Genomic DNA, 24015 nt, shown 5'->3' with positions numbered 1-24015 from the left:
GCTCTTCATAACATATGGGCGCCCGTACTTTCGTCGTGTCCTGGGCGGCCGCGGGGGCGGTCAATTGAGTGAGGGAAAGGGCGAGGCATGCGGTCAGTACGGTAATACGATTGCGCATTGGGACCTCGGTTCACGGTAGGGTTTCCGTGGGGCGGAACGCAGTGTCCCCTACTCGTCACCGTTTGTTCAATGATCTAGGTCAGACTGCGGCTGTACAGGCTAGGAATTATGGCGGCGAACGGGCTATTCCGCGGCCAGCCTGGATCGGCGCACGCTGTAACCGAAGTAGATCAGCAGGCCGAGCGCCATCCAGCCGCCGAAGACGATCCAGGTGGCGCCGTCGAGGCTGAGCATCATGTAGCCGCAGCACAGCACGCCGAGGATCGGGGTGACGGGCGAGAACGGCACACGGAACGAGCGGGGAGCCTCCGGCTGACGGCGTCGCAGCAGCAGGACGGCGATGTCCACCAGCCCGAACGCGAAGAGGGTGCCGATACTCGTGGCGTCGGCCAGCTTGCCGAGCGGGATGAACGCGGCCAGCGCCGCGACGAACCCGGAGACCACCAGAGTGTTGATCCGCGGGGTGCCGGTCTTGGGATCCACTTTGGACAACGCCGCCGGGACCATGCCGTCACGGGACATCGAGAACAGGATGCGTGTCTGCCCGTAGAGGACGGTCAGCACGACGCTGGAGATCGCCACGATCGCGCCGACCGCGAGCAGCCCGGCCCAGAGCGGGTTGTCGGACACGGCGCCGAGCACGTGCGAGAGCGCGGCTTCCTGGCCGTCGAACTCCTGCCACGGCAGCGCGCCGACGGCGGCCACGGCGACCAGGCAGTACAGCACGGTGACGATGGCGAGCGAGAGCAGGATCGCGCGCGGCAGGTCCCGCTGCGGGTTCTTCGCTTCCTCGCCCGCCGTGGAGGCCGCGTCGAAACCGATGTAGGAGAAGAACAGTTTCGCGCCACCGGCGCTCAGTCCGGCCAGGCCGAGCGGCAGGAACGGCGTGAAGTTCGCCGCCCGGACCGCGGTGAACGCGATCGCGCAGAACAGCACCAGCGTGCCGATCTTGATCACGACCATGATCGCGTTGGCCCGCGCGCTCTCCTTCGCGCCGGACAGCAGCAGGAACATGGCGAGCAGCACGACGAGAATGGCCGGGACGTTGACGATCCCGCCCGAACCCGGTGGCTGGCTCAACGCGTCCGGGATGGCGAAACCGAACGTCAGCCGCAGCAGCTCGTTGAGATACTGCCCCCACCCGACCGCGACCGACGCCACCGAGACGCCGTATTCGAGCACCAGGCACCAACCGCAGACCCAGGCGACCAGCTCGCCGAGCGTGGCGTACGCGTAGGAGTAGGACGAACCGGACACCGGGATCATTCCGGCGAGCTCGGCGTACGAGAGCGCCGAGAACAGCGCGGTGACGCCGGCGAGCACAAAGGACAGCACGACCGCGGGGCCTGCCACGGGGACCGCTTCGCCGAGCACGACGAAGATCCCGCTGCCCAGCGTCGCGCCGATGCTGAGCATGGTCAGCTGGCCGAGGCCGAGGGAGCGCTTCAGCGTGCCGTGATCACTCTCGGCGATCAGGTCGGCGACCGGTTTCCGCCGCATCGCCGCGGCTCGCAGATTCATGCCGACGACCGTATCTGCCGCCTCGCGCGCGCTTCGCAGGGTGGTCGAGTGGGCCGTGAGTGGCGTTATCGCGTCAGGGCCAACCGTGTCTCAGGTACCTCTGGTCGGGGGGTTTCGCGTGACCGGTGGGACGGCACGCGTGACTGGGCGGACGGCGGACTCGGCCGTCGCCGAGTGCCGTCCATCTGGACACGCGTGTCGTCCGTCTGATCACGCGTGTCGTCCACTCGGTCACGCGAAAGTACCGAGCTTGGTCACCGTGGTCGTGCGTGGCGTGATCGAGTCTCCTGCCGAGCGGGGCTTCCGCGGCCCGGCCTGAACTGGCCTGCGGGAGCGGGTCGCGACTTCGGCCGTCCACATGAGGCACCCCTTCCAGCCGGAACGCCCGTTTTGGGCACTTTGCGTGGCTTTGTGAAGGGGTCGTGAGTGATAAAGATGGTTAGAACCCTCTTTATCGCTCACGACCCCACGCGGAACAGCCCATACGGGCATGAATCGGACGCTAAATCGTCGCTAGGTGTCCCATGTGGACACTCAGGCCGCGACCAGCCCGCCGGCCAGTCCGAACCTGCCCCTCACCGCCCGGCCAGTTGCCGGTCGTGTACCCGTCGCCAGATCAGCAAGGAGACCACCGCGCCGCACAGGCACAGGAACATGTCCCACTGGGTGTCCCAGACATCCCCTTGGGTGGCCAGGAAATCGTCCGCGCCCGACCCCGCGAGCAGCGCGCTGATCCATTCCACGAATTCGAAACAGGCCGCGATCGCCAGGCAGACGCAGACGGTCAGGAACGAGGTCCAGCCACCGGGCCGCAACGGCGTCCGGCGAAGAAGCACCTCACGGACGGCGATCGCGGGGACGAAGCCCTGAACGAAGTGGGCGAACCGGTCGTAGTTGTTCCGTTGGGTGCCCAGCCAGCCCTGGACCCACTCACCGATGGGGGTTTCCGCGTAGGTGTACTGCCCGCCGTAACACAGCACGATCGCGTGCAGCACCAGCAGCCAGCAGAGCAGCCGGGTCAAGGGGAAGCGTCCGCGCAGCGCCACCACCAGCGGTAACCCGATCAGGACCCAGACGACTTCCAGCAGCCACGTGCCTGGCGACTTCGCCTGGATCCCGGTCACCACGAGTGCGGTGAGCACCACGACGGTCAGCAGGGCCCCTTCGACCCGGCCGACTCCGCGAACCACGGTGGTCAGTTCAGCTTGCGCATGTCGGCGGGCAGGCCGCCGCCGGCGTAGACGTCCTCGGCGAGCTTCGCCAGCGCGGTGAGCGCGACGTTCTGGCTGAACGGCCCGTACGACACCCGGGAGACGCCGAGCTCCTGCGCGGTGGCCAGCGGGATCGAGCCCGGCACGCCGATCAGGTTCACCTTGCGCTCGCCCAGCGCCTCGACCAGCCTGCCGACCTGGGTCTCGTCGAGTTTGCCGGGCACGAAGAAGTTCGACGCGCCGGCGTCCAGGTACGCGCGGCCCCGGGTGATCGCCTCGGCCAGCACCTCCTCGGGGTCGCGGTCGCCCGCCCTGAGGAACGCGTCCGTGCGGGCGTTGAGCACGAAGTCGATACCGGCGGACTGGGCGGCGGCGACCGCGGCCTCGACGGCCTTGACGGATTCGTCCAGCGGCTTCATCTGGTCTTCGAGGTTGCAGCCGACCGCGCCGACCTCGATCGCGCGGGCGACCGTGCCGCCCGGGTCGCCGTAGCCCGCTTCCAGGTCCGCGGTGACCGGCAGGTCGCCCGCCGTCCGGACGATCAGCGCGACCTCGGAGATCATCTCGTCGCGGGGGATCTTCTCTCCGTCGGGATAGCCGCGGGAGGCGGCGATGCCGTGGCTCGGGGTGGCGAGCGCCTGCGTGCCGGGGGTCTCGGCGACGACCTTCGCGGTGATCGCGTCCCAGACGTTGACGACGAGCAGCAGTTCGGGGGCGGCGTGCAGCTCTTGCAGCCGGGTGGCCTTCTCGGCGGTGGAAACCATGCCTTCAATCTAGAGGCCGCCGCAAGGCGAGGGGGCTCAGGACGCGGCCGTGAGAGCGCCGAGTCCACTCGCCTGGGTCCGCCAGTCGGCCTGATTCGGCGCACCACCCGCCCAGCGCTGCCCGATCCGGTTCAGCGGATCGCGGTCCGACGTCCACAGCGAGTCGGCCTGCCGCTTGGCGTAGTCGCGGTAAGCGGGAGAGTTCGTCGCGGCGGCCAGGTCGGCGAGAAAGCGCATGAAGATGCCCTTGAACTGTTTTTGATTGTCGTCACAGGAGTTCTGGCCGACGTCGCAGGATTCGGTGAGGACGCCTTTCTCGGTCAGCACCGTGCCACCGACCGCCGCGTCGCCCAGGCGCCGGGCCGCGTCGAGCCAGCGGGTCTCGCCGGTGGCACGCCAGAGCTCGACGAGACCGCCGATGCCCAGGCCCTGGTTGTAGGTCCAGACCGTCTGCCCGTTGTTGCGGCAGTCGCGGGTGAGGCCGTCGTTGACCAGTCCGGACGCGTTGATCATCCCGCTGGTCAGGTACCAGTCCGCCGCGGTCCGGGATCGTCGCAGCCACACCGAGTCACCCGGTGTCCGGCGGTGGACGGAGGCCGCGAGCCGCAGGTACAGACCACTGGTGACGGCGTTCTTGTAGGTCCGTTCCCGGTCCCACCAGACCCCGCCGCCGCAGGTTCCCGGATCCCAGTACTGGTGCACGTAGGCGGCGATCGTGGTCGCCATGGCGAGGTAGCGCGGGTCGCCGGTGTGGTCGTAGGCGGCCACCCACGCGAGGCCCCACCAGGCACTGTCGTCGATGGCCCGGCTGGCGAAATTCCCTTCGATGGCATCGGAACCGCGCTCACCGGCGGGAAAGACGCCGCGGTTCCGCTCGAAGGTGCGCGCGATGATCCAGTCGTGGCGCCGATCCCCGGTCGTCCTGGCGTGGTCGATGACCGCCGTCAACGTCGCCGCCGAGTTCCACCAGCTGCTCGGCCACCAGCCCGGATACGGATCGTAGGAGTACAAGAGCGCGTCGGCCGCCGCTTGCGCGCGGGCCGGTGCCGGACGGGCCCACGCCGTACAGGATCCCTCCTGGTGCGCGGCTTCACGGCCGCAGGCGCGGACGGCACCGCCGTAGTGGCGGCCCCGGGGATCTCGCGTCGCGAACAACGCCGTCCGGCCGGCGTTCGCGCCCGCGGCGACCGGCGTCCGGCCCAGTGACGAACCACCGGCCCAGCTCACCCCCGCGTCCCAGGAACGATCCAGCCAGATCTCGTCGCCCCGCGCGCCGGATTCGATGGTGCCCCAGGCCATCGCGTTCCCGTCGACGTGCAGGCGGATCGTGCGCCCGAACAACGTTGCCGGCGGAACCGGCTGGACATCCCCGTCCGGCTGGGTCGCGCCGTCGCAGACGACGTCGCAGACCTTCGGGTGGATCCATTCCGTACAGGTGACCCCGGCGGCGTCGCCGCACGCGCGGATCACGCCGCGCCGGTGCTTTCCGGGATCGGTCACGTTGTACATCAAGGTTCTCGTGCCGGTCCAGGTGCCGGGAACGCTCGCTTTGCCCAGTAGTCCTTCCCAGGTCGCGCCGCCGTCCCAGGAGCGGTCGAGCCAGACCGAATCCCCGGTCGCCCCGCGATCGATGCTGCCCCAGGCCATCCCGTCGGCGTCCGACACATGCAGCCGGAGCACCCGTCCGCCGAACTCCTTGTCCGGAACCGGAAAGGTGTCCTGCTGGGCCTTCGAGGGGTCTAGAGTGTCGCAGGACAGCACACAGACCACCGCCGCGGCGGTAACCGGTTTCCCCGCCGGTACGGGAATCGCCGTCAGAATCAGGCAAAGCACGAGATGTATCAGCGATGACATCGTTGTCCGCCCTCGGGGTCGGCCGCGCACCGGATCTGGATGCCTTTCATGATCCGGGTTTCGTCACCGGCCGGTCAACGGGAACCACCGGTCAGGTCTCGGGACAGGATTTCTGTTACGCCTCAAGCCCAGGCCGCGATCTGTAGGGATATCACTTTCGTGGGAGGTCTCGTGGAGCTGACGATCAACGCCGCCGGCGACGAACAGGCGCTGAAGGAGTTCTACGGCTGGCTCCGCGACGACGCCGACGTCGCCCGGTCCGCGACGATCAGCACGGCGGGGTCCCGGGGCGCGGGGGAGATGGGGGTCTTCGAGGTCATCTGCATGTCCATCGGCTCCCTGACCGGACTGGCGAACCTGGGCATCGCGTGGGGCAACTTTCTGCGCTCCCGCAAGGAAACACCGCCGTTCACGATCACGATCGAGGGGGAGCTGACCACCGAACAACGCGCCATGCTCCGGAACCTGGATCTCCCGCTGGACCCGGGTGCCGACGAATGACCGTTGGTCTGACCTCCTTCGTCGCGGGAAAGGACGGACCATACGATCAGTGCGCCTGCGACTCGATCGGGTGAAAGTGGACTTAAAGCGCTAACGAAGTCTCCTTGGCCGCTGCTCGGCCTCATCGACCGTTGGGCGAAAGATCGCTGGAACGCCTGGCCGGTTCAGAAAAAATCCGCCACGGTCGAAGAGACGGGAGTAGGTCACACCGACAGGTGATGACTTGCCGCCGTGCATCCATGATGAACCGATCGGCGAAAAGGCGGATGAGCTGGTGGACGTGCTCAACCAGGGTGGGCGGCTGGAATGCGGGCCTGAGGCCACCTTGGGCGTTGCCTTGCCAGAGTGCGTGTCGAGCCGGCTGGAGATCCTTCCGGTGCGGGGTGCGACCCGGAGCGCGCGCGGCCTGCCGGGCGACACCGCGTACGTTCCACGTGACCTCGACGGCGACCTCCGGGCGAAGATAGCTCCGGTCGTCGGAGGTACGAGTGGGATCGTGACGCTCATCAGCGAGTCAACGGCGGGCAAAAAGCGCTCAGCCTGGGAGGCGATCCGATGGGTGAGACCCGGGGAGTGGAATTCCTGGATGGCCGACTGGCGGCTGTGGCCCAGTATCAGCCCCAGTGACCCGCTCGAGTTGCTGGACTCGCTTGGGAAGATCGGGCCTCGGACAGTCATCTGGCTCCCGAGGGCCGAGCGCTACTTCAAAGAACCCGGCGCCGGTGTGGGCAACAAGATCGCGAAGGCCCTGAGGGAACTCCTTCACGATGTCCGACGCGGTCCGGTGCTGATCATCGCCACGTTGCGCACGAAGTACTGGAGGCAGCTGACAGCTCATCCAGCCGAGGGCGAAGATCTCTTTCCACACGTTCGCCTGCTTTTCGCCGGCAATGGCGTTCTCGTGCCGGACGCGTTCAGCGGCGCGGAGATGGACAGGGCGCTGTCGTCCACCGACCCGCGGCTCGCGGATGCGGTCTCGCGTGCCGAGGCTGGACACGTGATCCAGGATTTGGTCGACGTTCCTGAACTGCAAGAGCGGCATGATACGGCTCGCGCGGGGGAGCGAGCGATCCTCGAGTGTGTCGTTGACGCTCTCAGCGCGGGTCACGGCAGCTGGCTGCGACGCGAACTGCTCGAAAAGGGTGCGCCCTTGTATCTTTCGCAGGGTGCGATCGGCGGCCTCGGTGACCAGTGGATCTCTGATGCGCTCACCGAGCTGACTCGCCGAGGGAACGGCGGGAGGAGCGTGCTGATCGAGCGAGCTCCTGTTGCGGACGGTGAGGGCCCTTCTTACCGGTTCGACGACTATCTGGAGCGCCGCCATGTGCGCGACATCGCCAGGCCACGTCTGCCGGACCCGGGCCTTTGGGACGTCTTGATCCGATACGCGGACCAAGGGAGCCTGCCTGCCATGGCGCAGGAATGCGAAAGACGTGGCCTTCTCGAATATGGGGCTCGTTTCTACCTTCGGTCAGCGAAGGAAGGTCAGGAGGAAGCACGGCTCGATCTGGCTGGCTTGCTTCACCGCGCCGGTCGCATCGATGAAGCGCTCGAACAGCACGCCTGCTTTGGGGCAGGTCACGAGGCGAACACTACCGCCGCCGAAATGCTGCTTTCGTCGGCACGGCCGAAGGAAGTCATTCGCTTCTTGGAGCGACTGGTCGAGCAGCGGGACAGGCGGGCTACCGCCCTGACTGCCATGGCTTACAACGACTTAGGGCAACGTGAGGACGCTTTGCGCCTCTACCGCGACCTCGCGCAGCGCGGAGACGGCCAGGCCGCCGCCGTGGCCGCCGACATGCTGGCCGCCACCACCGGCGTCCGGTCGGCCGTGGAGTGGCTGATGTCCCTCCCGAATCACAACAGCCCGGAGATCCTTCAAGCCGCAGCGGATATGCTGACGGATCACGAGGAGATCAAGTTCGCACTGGGGACACTGCACAACCTGGCCTCGGCTGGAAATCACCATGCCTACCTACTCGGCGCAGAGATCCTGGTCGCGCACAACCTTCTCGAGGACGCGTTGGACTGGAGTGAGACGGCGGTCGAGTACGAGGTCCCTTCCGGGTTGGCTTCGGCCGCACGGATCAACGCCATGGCCGGCTTCTTCGACGTGGCGTTGACGCACGCCGCGACGGCGGCTGCGCAGGGAAACCCCGAAGCGTTCACCGCGGTCGGTGATGTCTTGGCCACCAGGGGCCTGATCAGGCGAGCGCTCGAGTGCTATCAGCAAGCCATCGATGAGGGTGACGAGTCCGCTCCGGCGACGGCCGCGCGGGTAGCGGCGGAAGCGGGGTGGGTGACCGAAGCCATCGGTTTCTTCCGCGGTGCCCAGCGGTATCAGCAACCGCCCCAACCAGAAGAGCTGGCCAAAGCACTCTGCCGGGCGGGATGCCACAAGGAGGCCTTCGAGTGGTACATCAAGACCGTCGAGATCGCACCACCGGACATTCTCGTTCCGCTCAGTGATTTCTTGCTCTACGAAGGGGTTGTGGCTCACGCGGCGAGCAGCTACATGCGGCATGCCAACGTCGGCAAAGGGCAAGCGCTGCACTGGGTCGCGGAGGGATTGGTCGCGGCAGGCCAGGCGGAAGCAGACACAGATACCCGCTTGTTCGAGAGAAGCCTCGGGCCGGTCGTGGTGCGCAGCAAGAAGTTGCCCGCCGCCGTGGACGTCTTCACCACCGCGGCGACGGAAAAGTACGCACCCGCCCGGATGCGAGCCGTCGAGGTGCAGTTGCAGATCGGGCGATACCACGACGCGGCGCGTCTTCTCAAGACGTGCGATCCTACGGATCCACGTTATGCCACGAACCGGGTTCTCGCCTTGGCCGGCGAAGGTGAGTTCGGAAAAGCGATGGTCGAACTCGAGAAACAACTGGCGAACTCGGACACCTCGGCCGTCGCGTCGATCGCGTTGTCGCTTCTGGCGAAGAAAAACAGCAAGGAGCAAGGGATCGCCCTGCTCGAACGAGGCATCAGCGCGGGTGACATGAAGTCGCGCGTGTGCCTCGCCGATCATCTGCGGCGCGAGGTCCGTTACACCGATGCGTTGGACCATTACCTCATCGCGCTAGTGCACGGGTACACTGAGGCGAGAACCAGTATCGAAACCCTCTTCGCGAAAATGAAGGACCGGGGAGGTCGTCAGCGGTTGCGCAAGTACGGTTTGACACCCGACGGACGCATCTCACCGCCCTGGGCGGTCAGCACTCTCGAGTAACCCCGTCGGGGGACATAATTTCAAGGCTAGGAGTGTTCTTCGGCTTCGAAGGCCAGCGCTCGTTCGGCGCTGTCCACCAGGTCGGCGAATGTGATCACCTGAACCCGGCTCAGGTGAGCGTTGTAAGAGCGGATCGTCTGCTCGATCTGTTCCCTGCTGACCTCGTCGGAAGCGGACAGCTCCGGATGTCCGATGATGACCGTTCCCCTCGCTCGGCGAAAGTCCAGATCGAGACCGAGTTCGTTGTGGTAGTAGGTCTGATGCGCTGCCCCCAGTTCGTCGAAGCCGCGAACGTAGTTCATGCACTGGGCGACTGCTTCGTGGACTTCGTTCGAGACGATCTGGTGATTGCGGTGCTCTCGGACGAGTTTGTGCTTTGGTCGTTTAAGTTCGATGATATGGATGCTGCGGTCCGCGCAGATCAGTGGTACGTCGTATTCGTCTAGGGTGATGATCTGACGTCTTTCGAGCACGCCGACGTATTGTCCGCCGAAGATCCAATAGCGTTTGCCGATCATCTTCTGGATTTCGGTTTCGGTGGTGTTCGAGTTGAGAATAAGCTGGCGCAGCTCCGCGACGATCTGCCGTCGCCGTTGGATGACGTCGAAATCCACGGCCACCCGGCCGGAATCAACGGAGCTAATGCCTGCGACGACGCCAGCGACGTCCTCCCGCTCGGCGATCGTCCTGCCCAGCTTCAAGTCGTCGCGCTGGGTAAGGAGTTCACCGAGGTCGGCTGCGCTGAGGCCTTGGCCGTCTCTGGCTTCACGGACCGCCGCGATGCGTTCGATCATGATGCTTACGAAAGCGGTGAGCCCCATCTCCGGATCGGGCTCGCGGACCTCCGCGTCCGGTGAGTTTCGTGCTGTCAGATACCAAACGGCGTCGTACTGGCCATCGCTGCGCAGGCGGCGGAAGAAGGCTCCCAGTTCGTCGAGGACGGACATCGGCTGGAAATTCGCCAGGTCGCTCTGCCGCTTTCGTGGGGTTGTCGACTGGTCTGTTTCTTCGAGCAGGAGTGCCTGCCCTAGTGCTGGTCTGAAAGCTTCAACCGACGGGTGAGCGTACGCGCGGGCGACGTTGATGCTCTGCCCTACGATTTCTTTCATCCGGTTTGCCCGGTTGTTCGTGGAACCGGAGCCAGTCAGCGCCCGGAGATCGATGGCCGCTACCGGGAATCCGTCATCGATGACGAGGATGTCCCATCGCTGTGATAATCCGTCGTAGGAACCAGGCAAATGAAGGCGCGCGTTGATGTGAATGGATGACTGTTCCATGCCACCTTGAATCAATGCCTCTGCAACGGTCAGGACGAGACGTGATCGGGGAGCGCGAAGGTTGACCCGACCAGGTTCAAAGGAGAAGAGATCGGCTGTTTCCTCCCAGAACGCTTGTACCGCCTGGTCTGCCGGATGTCCCGTCACTACCCCTCCACAGTGTTGATCGACGAAACCATCCTGCCCGACACCCCCGACAGTTTCAGGCGCCGCTTCCCAGCCATCGCAACGTTTCCAGCGCCACCGCCACATCCACCGCGTTCTCCGCCAACGGCCGCGGAAGCAGTTCGTCGGCCCGCGCCAACCGCCGGACGACGGTGTTCCGATGGGTGTAGAGCCGTTCCGCGGTCCGCGTCGTGTTGCCCAGTTCGTGCACATAGGTCCGGACGGTCTCGCGGGTTTCGGCGTCGGCGTGCCGGAAGTCGCCGAGCGTGTCGGCGATGAATTCGCCCGCCTGCGCCGGGTCGCCGGTGAGCAGAGCGAGCAACTGGATGTCCTGGTAGCGCGCGATCTGCTGCGGTGAGGTGAGCCGGGCGAGCATCCGCTGGGTGGCGGCGGCGTCCAGATGGCTGCGGCGGAAACCGTCGATGCCGCTGCCGGGCCGTCCCAGCGCCACCCGGACGTCGGGGTGCGGTGCGAGGTCTTCGGCGAGCCGGTCCATCCGGGGCGGGGTCCGGCCGGGGAGCCAGACCCACAGGGCGGCCGCGCTGGCGACGACGGTCAGCCGGTGCGAAGCGTCGCTGGCCCGCATGAGCGTCTCGGCGGCGGTTTCGAGCTGCTGGGACGACGGGGTGGCCGAACCGCTCCAGACGATCGCGGCCGTATGCGGTCCGGCGAGCGGATAGCCCAGCTGGGCTTCGGCCCGCGAACGGCCGATCGGCGCGCCCTCCAGCAGCAGCGTGACGGTGGCCCGCCGTTCGGCGTGCGCGCCGCGGGTGAGTTCGCTGCGTTCGGCGGCCATCCGTTCGGACACCGCGGCGACGGTGTCCTCGATGAACGTGGTGATCGACAGTGACGAGACGTCCAGCAGTTCGCGGAGCAGGACCGGGTCCGACGTGAGGTCGAAGCAGATCTCGATCCAGCGCCGCCAGGCCACGCCCTGTGCCCGCCGGTAGGCGTCGAGGCCGCCGGAGTCGAAGCCGCGGCGCACCATGTCGCGGGCGCCTTCGAGCACCTCCTGGTTCAGGTTGGCGGTGACTCGTTTGCCCGGATGCTGCACGTTGGCGGCCGCCCAGTGCAGCAGATTCGCCAGGTTCGCGCGCTTGGTGCCCTCGGTGAGCACGGGGTCCTCGGCGACCGCGCGCATGCTGCCCCCGCCGAGCGAGGCCTCGTGCAGCTCCTCGATCCATTCGGCGCGCGGATGCAGGACGATCTCCGCCCCTCGCCGGAAGAGCTCACGCGCCTCGGCGGACAGCGTCGGCCACGGGGATGCGGCACTTTGCACCATGGACCCATCATGATGGTGCAGATAGTGCTAGCGCAATTCCCCCGCGCACCCGCATGGTGGGGAGAACCGAGACGAGGCTGGAGTACCGCATGACGACGAGCACACCCGTCGAGCACCTCGACGTGGTCATCATCGGGGCCGGGATTTCCGGGATCGGGGCAGCGCGCTACCTGAAGACCGAGAACCCGGGCAAGACGTTCGCCATCCTGGAGGCCCGCGGCACGTCCGGCGGCACCTGGGACCTGTTCCGGTACCCCGGCATCCGGTCGGACTCCGACCTCCACACCTTCGGCTACGAGTTCAAGCCGTGGCGTGACAAGCAGTCCATCGCCGACGCGCCCCGGATCCTGTCGTACCTGCGCGAGACGGTCGCCGAGAACGGCCTCGAACCCAGCATCCGCTACCACCACAAGCTGCTCTCGGCCGCCTGGTCGAGTGACGAGTCCCACTGGCTGCTGGAGATCGAGCGGACCGACACCGGCGAGCGCACCCGGCTCAGCGCGGGCTGGCTGTTCAACGCGGGCGGCTACTACCGCTACGACGAGGGCTTCACCCCGCGTTTCGAGGGCCGCGACCGGTTCACCGGCACGATCGTGCACCCGCAGCACTGGCCGGAGGACCTCGACTACGCGGGCAAGCGCGTCGTCGTGATCGGCAGCGGCGCCACCGCGGTCACCCTGATCCCGGCGATGGCGGGGACCGCGGCGCACGTGACGATGCTGCAACGCACCCCGACCTACGTCATGCCGGTGCCGCGCGAGGACAAGCTCGCCAACGGCCTGCGCAAGATCCTCGGCGACGAGCGGGCGTACGCGCTCACCCGGCGCAAGAACATCCGCAAGGGACTCGCGGTCTGGCAGTTCTGCCAGAAGTTCCCGAAGACCGCCCGCGGGCTCATCCGCTACGTCAACAAGAAGCAGCTGCCCAAGGACTATCCGGTCGACGAGCATTTCAACCCGCCGTACGACCCGTGGGACCAGCGGTTGTGCGCCGTGCCCGGCGGTGACCTGTTCGCCGCGATCCGCAAGGGGCAGGCCGACGTCGTCACCGACAAGATCAAGACCTTCACCGAGAAGGGTGTCCTGCTCGAATCCGGGCGCGAGCTGGAGGCGGACATCATCGTCACCGCCACCGGCCTGAACCTCCAGGTGTTCGGCGGGGCGAAGCTCAGCGTCGACGGCAAGCCGGTGATCCTGCCGGAAACGGTCGCCTACAAGGGAATGATGCTTTCGGACGTGCCGAACGCCGCGTTCGCGATCGGCTACACGAACTCGTCGTGGACGCTCAAGATCGGCCTGCTGTGCGAGCACTTCTGCCGCCTGCTGTCGCATATGGACACTCACGGCTACGACGTCTGCCGTCCCGTCCTCGCCGATCCGGACATGCCGACGCGGCCGTTCCTGGACTTCGCCGCCGGATACGTCCAGCGTGCCCTCGATCAGCTTCCGCGCCAGGGTGACCGCCTGCCGTGGCTGACGTCGATGAGCTACCACTCGGACATCAAGCTGCTGCGCGCGGACGACATCACCGATCCCGAGCTGCACTTCTCCCGCGCGCAGGTCCGGGAAGCGGTGAGCTCGTGACCGACAGCTTCGCCGACCTGCCCGGCGGCCCGCGGATCTGCTATCGCGAGGACGGCCCGGCCGATGGTGTGCCGCTGGTGCTGATCGCCGGGCTCGGCCTGGATCTCACGTCGTGGCCGCGGCCGATGATCGAGGGGTTCACCGGCCGCGGCTTCCGGGTCATCAGCTTCGACAACCGGGACGCGGGCCGCTCGGACCGCATCAAGGCGCCGAATCCCGGCAAGGTCCGGCAGTTGCTGGCCCGGCCTCTGCCGGGGGCGTACGACCTGGGGGACATGGCGGCGGACACCGTCGGCCTGCTGGACCACCTGGGCATCGAGAAGACGCATCTGGTCGGCATGTCGATGGGCGGCATGATCGCCCAGACCGTCGCCGCCCGGAATCCCGGCCGTGTCCTGACGCTGACGTCGATCTTCTCCACCACCGGGCACCGCCGGGTCGGGCAGCCGGCGCGGTCGACGCTGCTGCGCATGGCGCGGCGGCCGGCCACGACGGTCGAGGAATCGGTGGCCGGTCACCTGGCGATGATGGGTCACCTCGGCTCGTCGAGGTTCCCGCTGGACAAGGACGTCGAGACGGCGTGGGCCATCGAGCTGTGGGAACGGGCCGGTGGACGGCGGGCCCGCAGCGGCATCGCCCGCCAGATCGGCGCGATCCAGGCCAGCGGCGACCGCACCGCCGAACTCGGCCGGATCACCTGCCCGACCGTCGTCGTCCACGGGGACACCGACCGCATGGTCCACCACAGCGGCGGCCGGGCGACCGCGAAGGCCGTCAACGGCGCCCGCTACGTCGAAATCCCCGGTATGGGCCACCACATCGCCCCGGATCTCGTCGAGAGGCTCGTCGAGCTCACCGCGGAACTGGCCCTCGATCCGGCAGGAGAATCCCGATGAGCAGTGTTCGCGGCAAGGTCGCCGTCGTCACCGGTGCCGGTTCCGGCATCGGCCGTCAGCTGGCCCTCGAACTCGCCCGGCGCGGAGCGCGTCTCGCGGTGTCCGATGTGGACGAAACCGGGCTGGCCGAGACCGTCGCCCAGGTCAAGGCGCTCGGCGCCGAAGTGCAGGGTGCCGCGCTGGACGTCGGCGACCGGGCGGCCGTCCTGGACTACGCGGACACGGTCGCCGCGCAGTTCGGTGTGGTGCACCAGATCTACAACAACGCTGGCATCGCCGGTGGCGGGCAGACCGTTCTCGACGCCGAATGGGAGCTCTACGACCGCACGCTCGCGGTCAACCTCTTCGGCGTCATCAACGGCACCAAGGCATTCCTGCCGCATTTGATCGACTCCGGCGACGGCCAGGTCGTCAACGTGTCCAGTCTCAACGGTTTCATGGCCCAGCCGACGCTCAGCGCCTACTGCGCCAGCAAGTTCGGCGTCCGCGGGTTCACCGAGGCGCTGCGCACCGAGATGATCGCGGGCAGGCATCCGGTGCGGGTGACGGTCGTCCACCCGGGCGGGGGCAAGACCGGCATCGCCTCGGCGGCGTTGAAGGAAGCCGAGGCCCGCGGTATCGAGCCCACGGCCGAGCAGCGGGAACGCGTCCGCGTGTACAACGAGAAGCTGCTGAAGATGCCCGCCGATCAGGCCGCCCGCATCATCGTCGACGGGGTCGAAGCCGGGAAACCGCGCGTGCTCGTCGGAAACGATGCGAAACTGGTCGACAGGCTCGTCCGGCTGCTTCCGCGCCTCTACCCGAAGCTGATCGTGGACTTCGAACGCCGTCGTCTCGCCCGCTAGCTCAGGCGAACCGTTCCCATGCCGACTGGCGTCGCATGCCCAGCGCTTCGCCGACGCGGTCCCACGAGATGCCACGGCGACGGGCTTCGCCGACCCAGGACCGCAGGTCGTCGTCCACCAGATGGCGAATCGCTTCGATACGCGGCAGATGCGCGATAAGGGCGGCATCGTCGACGCCTTCCCAAACCGGAGTGGCGCGCTTCAGCCCGGCGGGCTTGTTCTTGACCGCCTCGGCGCACAACACCACGCAGTCGTCGCAGATGTAGACACCGGCTCCGGCGACCAAGGTGCCGACGTCGTCGGCCGAACGTTTGCAGAACGAGCAACGGTTCACGACGAATCCTCTCGTCAGGGTGTACCTGACAAGTTAGACCCGTCAGGAGTGTCCTGACAAGCGACCGGTGATCAGGCGTCGACGCTCCGATGCCCGAACAGGCCGAGCAGCCACGTGTAGCGGACGGCTTCGCGCGCTTGCCCGTAGGCGTCTTCGGTGCCGATCCAGATGGCCTGCGTGATCAGTTCGATGGTGGCGGCGACGACCGTCCGCGCGGTGAACGGCGGCGGTGCCGGCAACGCGGGGTCGGTGGTACGCAGCCATTTCGCCGTCCGGTCGAAAACGGCTTCCCCGGCGCGCAAGGTTTTCTCCCGCGCTTCGAGTCCCGCGTCGCCGAGCGCGTAGATCTCCAGCAGTACCGCGCGGACGGCGACAGGGCGCCGGTGCACGTAGTCGACGAGGAAGTCACAGCAGGCAGCGACGGCATCCAGCGGAGTCGCGGCTTCGGCGCCCGCGGCGACGCCCTGGGTGATGAACTCGGTGGTGATCTCGCGATAGGCGGCGAGGAACGCGTCCTGTTTGCCGGTGAACTGTTCGTAGAACGAGGTCCGTGACACGCCCGCGGTGGCGGTGATGTGGCCGACGGTGGTGGCGACGTAGCCGCGTTTGCCGGCGTTCTCCAGCACGGCGTCGATCAACCGGGCCCGCTGGGTCCCGGCGACCTCGTCGCGGCTGAGGTTGTGCGGGCCCTTCGGCAGCCTGCGGTGCTCGGTCACGTGCGGCACCGTACCGGTCCGGAAACCCGTGAAGGCCTCCTTCCCTACCTTGAGAGTAGGGAAGGAGGCCTTCACGGACCATCGCGGTCAGCTGACCGGCACCTCCGGGGCAAGGGAGTTGCCGGGCGCGATCTTCCCGCAGGTGGACGGCGCGGTCTTGCCCGCGAACCGGTCGTTGAGCCAGCCGACGGCCTGCGGCGCCCAGGCGACGGCCGCCCCGACGTGGCTCAACAGGTTGTACTGGTCGTATTTGATCGACTTGTTGCCGGTGTCGCAGTACTGCCGAGCGAGCGACCGCACGTCGCCGGCCACCATGACGCCGTCACCGGTCCCGATCCCCGGCGGATTGCCGAAAGTGCCTTCCAGGACACCGTTGTTGCCCTGTGCGATGTACCCGGGCACGGTCGGTGTCGCCGCGGAGCCGAGGTTGATCTTGTTCACGGCCTCGACGTACGGCAGCACCTTGTTCGGGTTGGTGTACTCGGGCTTGACGAACTTCTCCCACGTCAGCCCGGGGTACCGGCCGAGCGCGTCGACGATCGACGCCTTTTCCATGTCCTTGAGCACCTGAAGGCCGTAAGAATTCGCGTACGGCTTGAGATCGATGCCGAAGGATCGCGAGACCCCGATGAGCGCCATCGGAATGACACCGGTCCACGCGACACTGCCGTTGACGTACTTGAGATTGTGCGACGGTTTGACGAGCAGCCCGCCTTCGGCGAAGCCGACCAGATTCTTGTTGACGTCGGGGGCGTAATCCGGCGCGAGCGCGGCGGCCCACCCGGTCGCGATGGCGCCGCCCGAATATCCGATGAGGCCGAACCGGGTCTTGTCGTTCATGCCCGTTCCCGGCGACCGGGTCGCGGCACGGATCGAATCCAGGGTGTTCGTGCCGTATTCCGGCCCGGCCGCGAAGTTCGCCTTCTGGCCTTCGGTGTCGGGAATGACGACGTTGTAGCCCAGCAGCAACGCGGGCGCGATGAACAGTGCCTCCGCGTTGGCGATCAGGCCGCCGAGCGAGACGTCACCGGCGATCGCCCTCGACGGGCCGTGCTCGGGGTCGAGCGAGTCGTAGAACGATTGGTACGAAACGGCTTTGGTGCTGTCACCGGTGAGGCTGCGCACCACCGAAGTGACGTTGGCGGACGGTTTCCCTTGCGCGTCGGTGCTCCGGTAGAGCAGCTGGGTCACCTTCAGCGGCGTGGAAATGCCGATGACGTGGTAATTCAGCGTCCGGGTTTTCAACACGGTTCCGGGGCTGTACGACGACAGCGGTTCACTGCCGCTGTAGCTGTAGAACGAATCGGTCGCGGGGGCGGCGGAAGCGGCGGGTGCGGCGGCGAAACCGACGATGAGGGCGATCGCGACGGCCAGCAGGCGAGCGGGCTTTCGGGTCATGACTCCCCTTTGAATCATGAAGTGGATCACGTTTGGATGTCCGGAACCTACCAGCCGGTAACCGATGGTGTACAGCCCCGTACATCACTTATCGCCGCGAATCCGTCAATATTTCTTCACGGGGTGTTCCGGTTTGGACGGAGCACGGCTCGGACAGGGTGCGGGTTGTGATCCAGCACAAAAACGGCAGGGCGATCAACGGGATCAGGGCCGTCCGCAAGGACGTGTGGTCCGCGATGGCGCCGATGACGGGACTCGCGAGTCCGCCGATGCTGACCGTCAGTCCGAGGGTGACGCCGCTGGCCGTGCCGACGCGCGTCGGCAGGTAGTCCTGGGAGAGCGTGATCTGGAGGGAGAACGGGACGTACAAGCCCACCGCGGCCAGGAGGACGAACGGGAAGAACGCCGGACCCGGCACGAACACGACCCCCGCGACCGCGCAGACGGTGGCCAGGTACGACCGGCGCACCACGGTGACCCGGTCCCGGCGTCCGGCCAGCCTGCTGCCCAGCAGCGTGCCCGCGGCGCCGCCGAGGTAGAGCAGGAACAGCGCCGCACTGCCCGTCGCCGTGCCGCCGCCGACCCGTTGCTGGGCGTAGAGCGACACGAACGTGCTCAGCCCGACGAACACGATCGAACGGAAGACGACGGCCAACGACAGCCTCGTGAACGACCTCCAGTCGTCGACGCCCGCGACGTCCCCGGATGAGGCGCCGGCGCGGGCTGTCCTGGCGAGCGCGCGCAGCACCGGCAGGCAGAGCACGGAGCCGGCCAGCGCGGGCACGACGAGCAGCGGCGACATCCGGAGCCCGCCTAGGGCCATGACCGCGGCGACGAGCACGGGGGCGGCGGCGAAGCCGATGTTCCCGCCGAGGGAGAACCAGCCCATGGCCGTATGCCTGCCGCCACCGGCGATTCTCGCGACCCGGGCCGCCTCGGGATGGTAGGCGGCCACCCCGATCCCCGACACGGCGACGAAAGCGAGCGTCAGCGCGTAGGAGTCGACGAGCCCGCCCAGGCCGATGCCGAGGCCCCCGAGGAGGGTGGCCGACGGCAGCAGCCACGGCATCGCCCATCGGTCGGTCAGGGCGCCGAACAGCGGCTGCGCCACCGACGACAGCAGCGACGCGGCGAGCACGATGCCCGACACCGCCGCGTACCCGTAGGCGCGCTCGGCGGCGAAGAACGGCACCAGCGCGGCCACCGAACCCTGGTACACGTCCACGCACGCGTGCCCCGCCGACAACAGGAAGATCGCTTTGTTCCTCGACACCCCGTCATGCTCGTCCCGGGTCAGGGTGTCGCGCTTCCGATAAAATGACAGACAATGACGGAAATCCGCCACATGCCCGAAGCGCCGACGCAGATCCGGTCCCTGGCGTCCGGCACGACGATCGACGCACACCGCCACGATGACCACCAGGTCGTCTACGCCGCCCGTGGCGTCCTCGCCATCACCACCGACAGGGGCTCCTGGGTCGCGCCCGCCACCAGGGCCATCTGGGTGCCCAAAGGGACCGTGCACGCCCATCAGGCACACGGCGATCTCGAACTCCGTCTGGTCGGCCTGCCCGCCACCGTGAACCCGTTGCGCCTGAACGAACCGACCGTACTGGCCGTCGGCCCGCTCCTGCGCGAGCTGATCCGCGCGTATACCGATCCGCCGCACGACGACACCCGGGAACGGCGGCGGCTGCGCGCGGTCCTGCTCGATCAGCTGCGCGCCTCGCCGCAGCAGGCTTTGCATCTGCCGACGCCACAGGACCCGCGGCTGCGTGCCCTGTGCGAGATCCTGAGCGCCGATCCGGCCGACAACCGGACGCTGGCCGCTCTCGGCGCGCGGGTCGGGGCGAGCGATCGCACCCTGGCCCGCCTCTTCAAGGCCGACCTCGGCATGACGTTCCCACAATGGCGCACGCAACTGCGGCTCTATCGCGCTTTGGCGCTCCTGGCCGAGCACGCCCCGGTGACCGCGGTGGCGCACGCCTGCGGCTGGGCGTCCACCAGTGCGTTCATCGACGCCTTCCGGCGCGCCTTCGGCCACACCCCGGGCACGCACTTCGACCGGTGAACCGCACTGGTCGACGCGGCATCGATCATTTCACGTGCTCAAACCCGGATCTCGTGTGCTTGGAGGCGTGGCTCGTGTGATCGGATGCCGCACACGCGAGTTCCGTCTCCAAGCACGCGAGTCCCGGGCCTGATCACGTGAGTTCCGTACCTGATCACGCGGGTGACGCCTTCGCTCACCTTGTGATCAGACGCGAGGCCGCCCTACCCCTCAGGAGAACAGTCCTCGCCACTCATGACCAACCCAGCCGACACCTCACTTCGCCTCCCGGGACCGGTGAACACGAAAGCGGGGCCGGTCCACAATGGACCGGCCCCGCTTCGTGTTCGGTTCTTTCTTACGCCTCGCTACGGCGACGGCGCACCAGCAGCACCATCAGCACACCCGCGCCGAGGAGCGCGCCGCCGATGACCAGCGGCATGGTGGCGGAGGCACCGGTGTTGGCCAGCTCGTTGCCGCCACCCGACTCGGCGCCACCGGGCGTGGTGGGGGCCGGGGTCTCGGTGACGGGCGCGCCGCCCTGCTTCCAGCTCGCGGTCGCGTTCGCGGAGACCGAGGTCTTCTCGGAGTCCGCGACGATCAGCGACTGGGCGGGGACCTTGGCGTAGTTCTCGCCCACGAACAGGCGGCCGGTGTCGAGGTGGCCGCTCACCTTCAGCGAGAACGAGCCCTCGCCGTCCTTGGTGTCCTTGGGAACGTCGACGAAGACCTTGGTGCCGTCCTTGATGGCGGAGGCCTTGATCTCCTTGCCGTCGGCGTCGACGACCTTGACACCCTCGGGCAGCTTGCTGGTCAGCTCGGTGATGTCACCGGTGGTGGCCACGCTGAACGGGCCGATCTTGCTGCCGGTCGCCCCGGAAGCCTTGGCCGGGCCGATGTCGAGGGTCGGCTTCGGCTGCGCGCTGATGCCGACGTTCTCCTTGCCGACGAGGTAGTCGTAGAGGGCCAGCACGTCGGCGGCCGCCGCCTCGACGTTGTCCTCCATCAGCGGCTTCTTGCGGTCGAAGTCCTTGCCGTCGCTGAAGTGCCAGACGGCCGCCTGCGTCGCGGTGACGGCCTCACCGGCGGACAGGCCCTCGTTGAACTTGACACCGTTCTTGCCGAGCGCGCCTTCGATGGCCTTCAGGCCGACCGCCGGGTAGCCGTGGTGCAGCACCCAGTTGATCTTCGCGTTGTTCTTGTTGAACGGCGACGAGGCGTCCGGGTACTTGTTCCACGGGCGCTCGATCATGTCCTGATCGGTCCGCATGTCGACCTCGATCTGGACGCAGTACATCTTGAGCTTGCTGCCGTCGGAGAGCTTCAGCTCGAACAGCTCCGGGACGTAGTGCTTGGGGTCCCCGAAGTTGACGCTGTAGCCGCGCTCTCCGGCCTTGTCGACGACCCGGCCACGTGCCGCGCCGTCCTCGGCGAGGGCGGCCGGAGCGGCCATCGTCATCGCGACGGCCGCGGTGGCGACCGCGATCCCGCCGCGAACCAGAACTGACCTGCCGTGCATGTGTCTCCCATCCGAATACGGACCACGAATGCCAGTGCCGCGTGCGACCACAGGCCCCGACCGCAACGGCTCGCCCACATGGGGGATCAGTAATCCCATCGAGCGAGAGCGGAGCATACAGAAGTCATACACGTGGCTACTCCGGGGTATGGCTCATGTCCGAATTGCCCCGTAAGAAGAGTGAACGCCAGGAGAAGGATGTCGGATGGGTAGATGACGGCATCCCGGCGGAAAGAAACCGACGAAAAGCTCGCGGATGGAGGTACCGCCACTGCTCCGCTCACTGTTGAATTGGGCCAGCTGAATTGGACCAGACCATTCAACGGTGATTGGAGTCCCCATGACGCGACGGCACCTCCGCCGGGGGTTGTCCCTGGTGGCCGGGCTCGCCTTGGCGGGAGCACTGCTTCCGACAGCGAGCAGCGCGGAACCCCAGGCAGGACGGGGTGTTCCGCTCGGCGAGCTGACCGCCACGGCGACCAAGGTCGCGTCCGGGCTGGTCAATCCCACCGCGATCACGGCGCTCAACGACGGGAGCGGCCGGATCCTCGTCGTCGAGAAGAGAGGCGTCGTCCGGGCCTACCATCCCCAGACCGGGCTCGCCGCCAAACCGATCCTGGACATCAGCGACAAGGTGAACGGCGCGGACGTCGAACGCGGGCTGCTCGGGCTGGCGGTCGCCAAGGACAGGCGGGTCTACGTCGCCTACACCCGCAAGTCCGACAGCGCGGTGACGCTGTCGCGGGTCCGGCTGGACACCGGTGAACTCACCGAGCTGATCACCCAGCCGCATTCCGAGTATCCCAACCACAACGGCGGCCAGCTGGCGTTCGGTCCGGACGGCTACCTGTATTGGGGGATCGGCGACGGTGGCGGCGGGGGTGACCCGCTGGCCAGCGGCCAGCGGCTGGACACGCTGCTGGGCAAGATCCTGCGCGTCGACGTCAACCGCGCGTGCCGTCCGCTGCGGTACTGCGTCCCGCCGGGCAATCCGTTCGCCGGCGTCGCGAACGCGCGGCCGGAGATCTGGGCGTACGGGCTGCGCAACCCGTGGCGGTTCTCCTTCGACCCGGCCGACGGCTCGCTGTGGATCGGCGACGTCGGCCAGGGCCGGTTCGAGGAGGTCGACCATCTCGCCAAGGGCAAGGGCGGCGCGAACTTCGGCTGGTCCTGCAAGGAGGGCCCCGTCGTGTTCGACGAGACGCGCTGCAAGGACGGCGTGACCTACACCGATCCGGTCTTCCACTACATCTCCGGCGCGGAGGGCTGCGCGGTTATCGGCGGGCACGTCTACCGCGGCAAGAAGTACGCCTCGCTGGCGAGCGGGACCTACCTCGCCACCGACTTCTGCCAGGGAACGGCCTGGGCCGTCCGCAAGAAGACCGACGGCACCTACGAAAGCGCCCGGATCGGCGAGTTCCCGCTCGACGCCACCACCCTCGGCACCGACCAGAACGGCGAGCTCTATCTCGCCGACGAAACGCCCGGCGGACTGCACCGGATCTCGTTCGCGCGCAAGGGCTGAGGAGAAGACTCCCCGGCCGCGTCCGCCCGGCGCGGCCGGGGTCTCAGCCCGTCCTGGGCAGCCGGACCTCGACCCTCCAGCCGCCACCAGGAGCGGGACCAGCCTGTGCCGACCCGCCCAGCGCGCCCGCCCGTTCCCGCATCCCGACCAGCCCCATCCCGCCGCCGCTGTCCGCCGTCTGAGGCCGCTCGGCGGGACCGTTCGTGACGACGAGCGTGACCGTCTCCGGCGAGAACCCGAGTCGCACCGCGCGTGCGGCGCCGGGGGCGTATTTGGCCGCGTTCGTCAGCGCCTCCTGCGCCGCGCGGACGAGGGTGTGCGCGACACCGCCGCCGAGCGGGCCCGCGGTGCCGTCCACCTCGAAGGACACCGTCTCGCTCGCGCACATTGCGGCCAGGGTCTTTTCCAGCGGCAAGGCGTCCTCGCGCAGTTCGTGCACCGCCTGCCGCATCCGCCCGATGCCGTCCACCGCCAGCGACCGCGCGCGGCGTACGGCGTCGCCGGCTTCCGCGTCCCTGCCTTTCGTGCCGAGGGCGTCGGCCAGGTCGAGTTGCAGGGCGATCCCGGTCAGCGAATGTCCGAGCACGTCGTGCAGTTCCCGCGCGATCCTCGTCCGCTCCAGCAGCGCGGCCTCCCGCGACTCGGACGCGGCCGCGCGCCGGGCTTCGGCGGCGGCGCGTTCGGCGTTGAAGAGCGCGTCGCGCCGGTCGCGGCGCGCGATGCCGAGCAGCACCGGCAGGCCCACCGAAAGCGCGAGCCACCACGGCCACACGTCCGTGTCCGGTGTCACCGCGCCGACCACCGCGACCGCCACCGCGCAGCAGACGGCGTCGAGGACGGCCACCGCGACCGCCAGCGTGCGCGAGGCGAGCTTGATCCCGGCGACCGCGGCGGCGAGGTAGGCGAACATCGGCGCGAAGGTCTTCGGGGCCAGTGGGAGGAGCACGGCGGCGGACACGGCGTATCCGCTCGCGAAGAGGAGCCGCGCCCGCTCCGGGATCCGGTCCCACGGCAGGAACGACGCCGGGGCGAAGAGCGTGACGAGGACGAAGAGCACGGTGGTCAGAGGCCGGGCGTGGACGTGCTGGGTGAAGATCCCGACCCCGGTCACGACGATCGCCGCCGTGATCAGGGCGGGCCGGATCAGCCTGTCGGCGACCCATTCGCGGCGGAGCACCGTCGCGTTTCCGGTCATCGGGGCTCCTGAGGGTGGAGAGGGTTCTCCACCCGA

19 protein-coding genes are annotated in these 24015 nt (G+C 67.7%); 7 read left to right on the top strand and 12 right to left on the bottom strand.

Features of this window, described 5'->3' with window-relative positions; genetic code table 11:
- Positions 1-243: 243 nt before the first annotated feature.
- The 4 genes from CFP71_RS32380 to CFP71_RS32365 all read right to left on the bottom strand — a co-directional run bounded on the left by CFP71_RS32380 (position 244) and on the right by CFP71_RS32365 (position 5449).
- Positions 244-1641, bottom strand: a complete 1398-nt coding sequence (locus tag CFP71_RS32380) for an amino acid permease (RefSeq protein ID WP_093937745.1) — start codon at positions 1639-1641, stop codon at positions 244-246.
- A 575-nt stretch (positions 1642-2216) separates the two neighbouring features.
- Positions 2217-2831, bottom strand: a complete 615-nt coding sequence (locus CFP71_RS32375) for a DUF2238 domain-containing protein (protein WP_093937744.1) — start codon at positions 2829-2831, stop codon at positions 2217-2219.
- Between the two features lie 5 nt (positions 2832-2836).
- Positions 2837-3616: an isocitrate lyase/PEP mutase family protein gene (locus CFP71_RS32370; protein WP_093937743.1), complete on the bottom strand. Its 780-nt coding sequence runs from the start codon at positions 3614-3616 to the stop codon at positions 2837-2839.
- Positions 3617-3652: 36 nt separating this feature from the next.
- Positions 3653-5449 carry a glycoside hydrolase family 76 protein gene (locus CFP71_RS32365; RefSeq protein WP_244199925.1) on the bottom strand — a complete coding sequence of 599 codons (1797 nt, stop codon included), beginning with the start codon at positions 5447-5449 and terminating at the stop codon, positions 3653-3655.
- Between the two features lie 192 nt (positions 5450-5641).
- Here CFP71_RS32365 and CFP71_RS32360 point away from each other — a divergent pair, with 192 nt between their 5' ends.
- Both CFP71_RS32360 and CFP71_RS32355 read left to right on the top strand, forming a co-directional pair.
- The gene (locus CFP71_RS32360; protein WP_093937741.1) at positions 5642-5971 is read left to right on the top strand and encodes an effector-associated constant component EACC1; all 330 of its coding nucleotides are present in this window, start codon (positions 5642-5644) and stop codon (positions 5969-5971) included.
- Positions 5972-6194: 223 nt separating this feature from the next.
- Entirely contained in the window at positions 6195-9194 is a 3000-nt protein-coding gene (locus CFP71_RS32355; protein ID WP_093937740.1) for a tetratricopeptide repeat protein, read from the top strand.
- A 26-nt stretch (positions 9195-9220) separates the two neighbouring features.
- On the opposite strand, the gene CFP71_RS32350 is transcribed toward CFP71_RS32355, so the two are convergent.
- Together CFP71_RS32350 and CFP71_RS32345 are read right to left on the bottom strand one after the other, a co-directional pair.
- Complete coding sequence (locus CFP71_RS32350) at positions 9221-10618, bottom strand: Shedu anti-phage system protein SduA domain-containing protein (protein WP_167406351.1); 1398 nt, start codon at positions 10616-10618, stop codon at positions 9221-9223.
- 55 nt (positions 10619-10673) lie between these two features.
- Positions 10674-11918, bottom strand: a complete 1245-nt coding sequence (locus CFP71_RS32345) for a PucR family transcriptional regulator (RefSeq protein ID WP_093937738.1) — start codon at positions 11916-11918, stop codon at positions 10674-10676.
- Positions 11919-12007: 89 nt separating this feature from the next.
- Between CFP71_RS32345 and CFP71_RS32340 the strand changes: the two genes are divergently transcribed.
- From CFP71_RS32340 to CFP71_RS32330, 3 genes are read left to right on the top strand one after another with little or no spacing between them, the layout of a single operon-like run.
- Complete coding sequence (locus tag CFP71_RS32340) at positions 12008-13501, top strand: flavin-containing monooxygenase (RefSeq protein WP_093937737.1); 1494 nt, start codon at positions 12008-12010, stop codon at positions 13499-13501.
- Complete coding sequence (locus CFP71_RS32335; protein WP_093937736.1) at positions 13498-14397, top strand: alpha/beta fold hydrolase; 900 nt, start codon at positions 13498-13500, stop codon at positions 14395-14397. Before CFP71_RS32340 ends, CFP71_RS32335 begins: the two co-directional genes overlap by 4 nt.
- A complete protein-coding gene (locus CFP71_RS32330; protein ID WP_093937735.1) occupies positions 14394-15242 on the top strand; it encodes an SDR family NAD(P)-dependent oxidoreductase in 849 nt (282 codons plus the stop codon). The genes CFP71_RS32335 and CFP71_RS32330 overlap by 4 nt, the downstream gene beginning before the upstream one ends.
- Position 15243: 1 nt before the next feature.
- On the opposite strand, the gene CFP71_RS32325 is transcribed toward CFP71_RS32330, so the two are convergent.
- The 4 genes from CFP71_RS32325 to CFP71_RS32310 form a co-directional block, all read right to left on the bottom strand.
- Positions 15244-15576, bottom strand: coding sequence for a ClpX C4-type zinc finger protein (locus CFP71_RS32325; RefSeq protein ID WP_093937734.1), 333 nt, complete (start codon positions 15574-15576; stop codon positions 15244-15246).
- 71 nt (positions 15577-15647) lie between these two features.
- Positions 15648-16292, bottom strand: coding sequence for a TetR/AcrR family transcriptional regulator (locus CFP71_RS32320; protein ID WP_244199924.1), 645 nt, complete (start codon positions 16290-16292; stop codon positions 15648-15650).
- A gap of 87 nt (positions 16293-16379) precedes the next feature.
- On the bottom strand, positions 16380-17690 hold the full coding sequence (locus CFP71_RS32315; protein WP_093937733.1) for a lipase family protein: 1311 nt from the start codon (positions 17688-17690) through the stop codon (positions 16380-16382).
- Positions 17691-17778: 88 nt separating this feature from the next.
- Positions 17779-18963, bottom strand: coding sequence for an MFS transporter (locus CFP71_RS32310; protein WP_093937732.1), 1185 nt, complete (start codon positions 18961-18963; stop codon positions 17779-17781).
- A 54-nt stretch (positions 18964-19017) separates the two neighbouring features.
- On the opposite strand from CFP71_RS32310, the gene CFP71_RS32305 reads away from it, so the two are divergent.
- The gene (locus tag CFP71_RS32305; protein ID WP_093937731.1) at positions 19018-19761 is read left to right on the top strand and encodes an AraC family transcriptional regulator; all 744 of its coding nucleotides are present in this window, start codon (positions 19018-19020) and stop codon (positions 19759-19761) included.
- Positions 19762-20098: 337 nt separating this feature from the next.
- On the opposite strand, the gene CFP71_RS32300 is transcribed toward CFP71_RS32305, so the two are convergent.
- Positions 20099-21259: a thioester domain-containing protein gene (locus tag CFP71_RS32300; RefSeq protein WP_093937730.1), complete on the bottom strand. Its 1161-nt coding sequence runs from the start codon at positions 21257-21259 to the stop codon at positions 20099-20101.
- 340 nt (positions 21260-21599) lie between these two features.
- Here CFP71_RS32300 and CFP71_RS32295 point away from each other — a divergent pair, with 340 nt between their 5' ends.
- On the top strand, positions 21600-22784 hold the full coding sequence (locus CFP71_RS32295) for a PQQ-dependent sugar dehydrogenase (protein WP_093937729.1): 1185 nt from the start codon (positions 21600-21602) through the stop codon (positions 22782-22784).
- A gap of 43 nt (positions 22785-22827) precedes the next feature.
- Here the strand turns inward: CFP71_RS32295 and CFP71_RS32290 are convergent, their stop codons facing one another.
- Positions 22828-23979, bottom strand: a complete 1152-nt coding sequence (locus CFP71_RS32290; RefSeq protein WP_093937728.1) for a sensor histidine kinase — start codon at positions 23977-23979, stop codon at positions 22828-22830.
- Positions 23980-24015 lie beyond the last annotated feature (36 nt).

Source organism: Amycolatopsis thailandensis, assembly GCF_002234405.1.
Lineage (GTDB): Bacteria > Actinomycetota > Actinomycetes > Mycobacteriales > Pseudonocardiaceae > Amycolatopsis > Amycolatopsis thailandensis.
Note: the sequence above shows the minus strand (reverse complement) of the source record. Positions and strands in the feature narration are given on the sequence as shown.

Coding starts and splice junctions, on each gene's coding strand:
- CFP71_RS32380 (WP_093937745.1), bottom strand. CDS start 1,641: ATGAATCTGCGAGCCGCGGCGATGCGGCGGAAACCGGTCGCCGACCTG.
- CFP71_RS32370 (WP_093937743.1), bottom strand. CDS start 3,616: ATGGTTTCCACCGCCGAGAAGGCCACCCGGCTGCAAGAGCTGCACGCC.
- CFP71_RS32345 (WP_093937738.1), bottom strand. CDS start 11,918: ATGGTGCAAAGTGCCGCATCCCCGTGGCCGACGCTGTCCGCCGAGGCG.
- CFP71_RS32340 (WP_093937737.1), top strand. CDS start 12,008: ATGACGACGAGCACACCCGTCGAGCACCTCGACGTGGTCATCATCGGG.
- CFP71_RS32330 (WP_093937735.1), top strand. CDS start 14,394: ATGAGCAGTGTTCGCGGCAAGGTCGCCGTCGTCACCGGTGCCGGTTCC.
- CFP71_RS32315 (WP_093937733.1), bottom strand. CDS start 17,690: ATGACCCGAAAGCCCGCTCGCCTGCTGGCCGTCGCGATCGCCCTCATC.
- CFP71_RS32305 (WP_093937731.1), top strand. CDS start 19,018: ATGACGGAAATCCGCCACATGCCCGAAGCGCCGACGCAGATCCGGTCC.
- CFP71_RS32300 (WP_093937730.1), bottom strand. CDS start 21,259: ATGCACGGCAGGTCAGTTCTGGTTCGCGGCGGGATCGCGGTCGCCACC.
- CFP71_RS32295 (WP_093937729.1), top strand. CDS start 21,600: ATGACGCGACGGCACCTCCGCCGGGGGTTGTCCCTGGTGGCCGGGCTC.
- CFP71_RS32290 (WP_093937728.1), bottom strand. CDS start 23,979: ATGACCGGAAACGCGACGGTGCTCCGCCGCGAATGGGTCGCCGACAGG.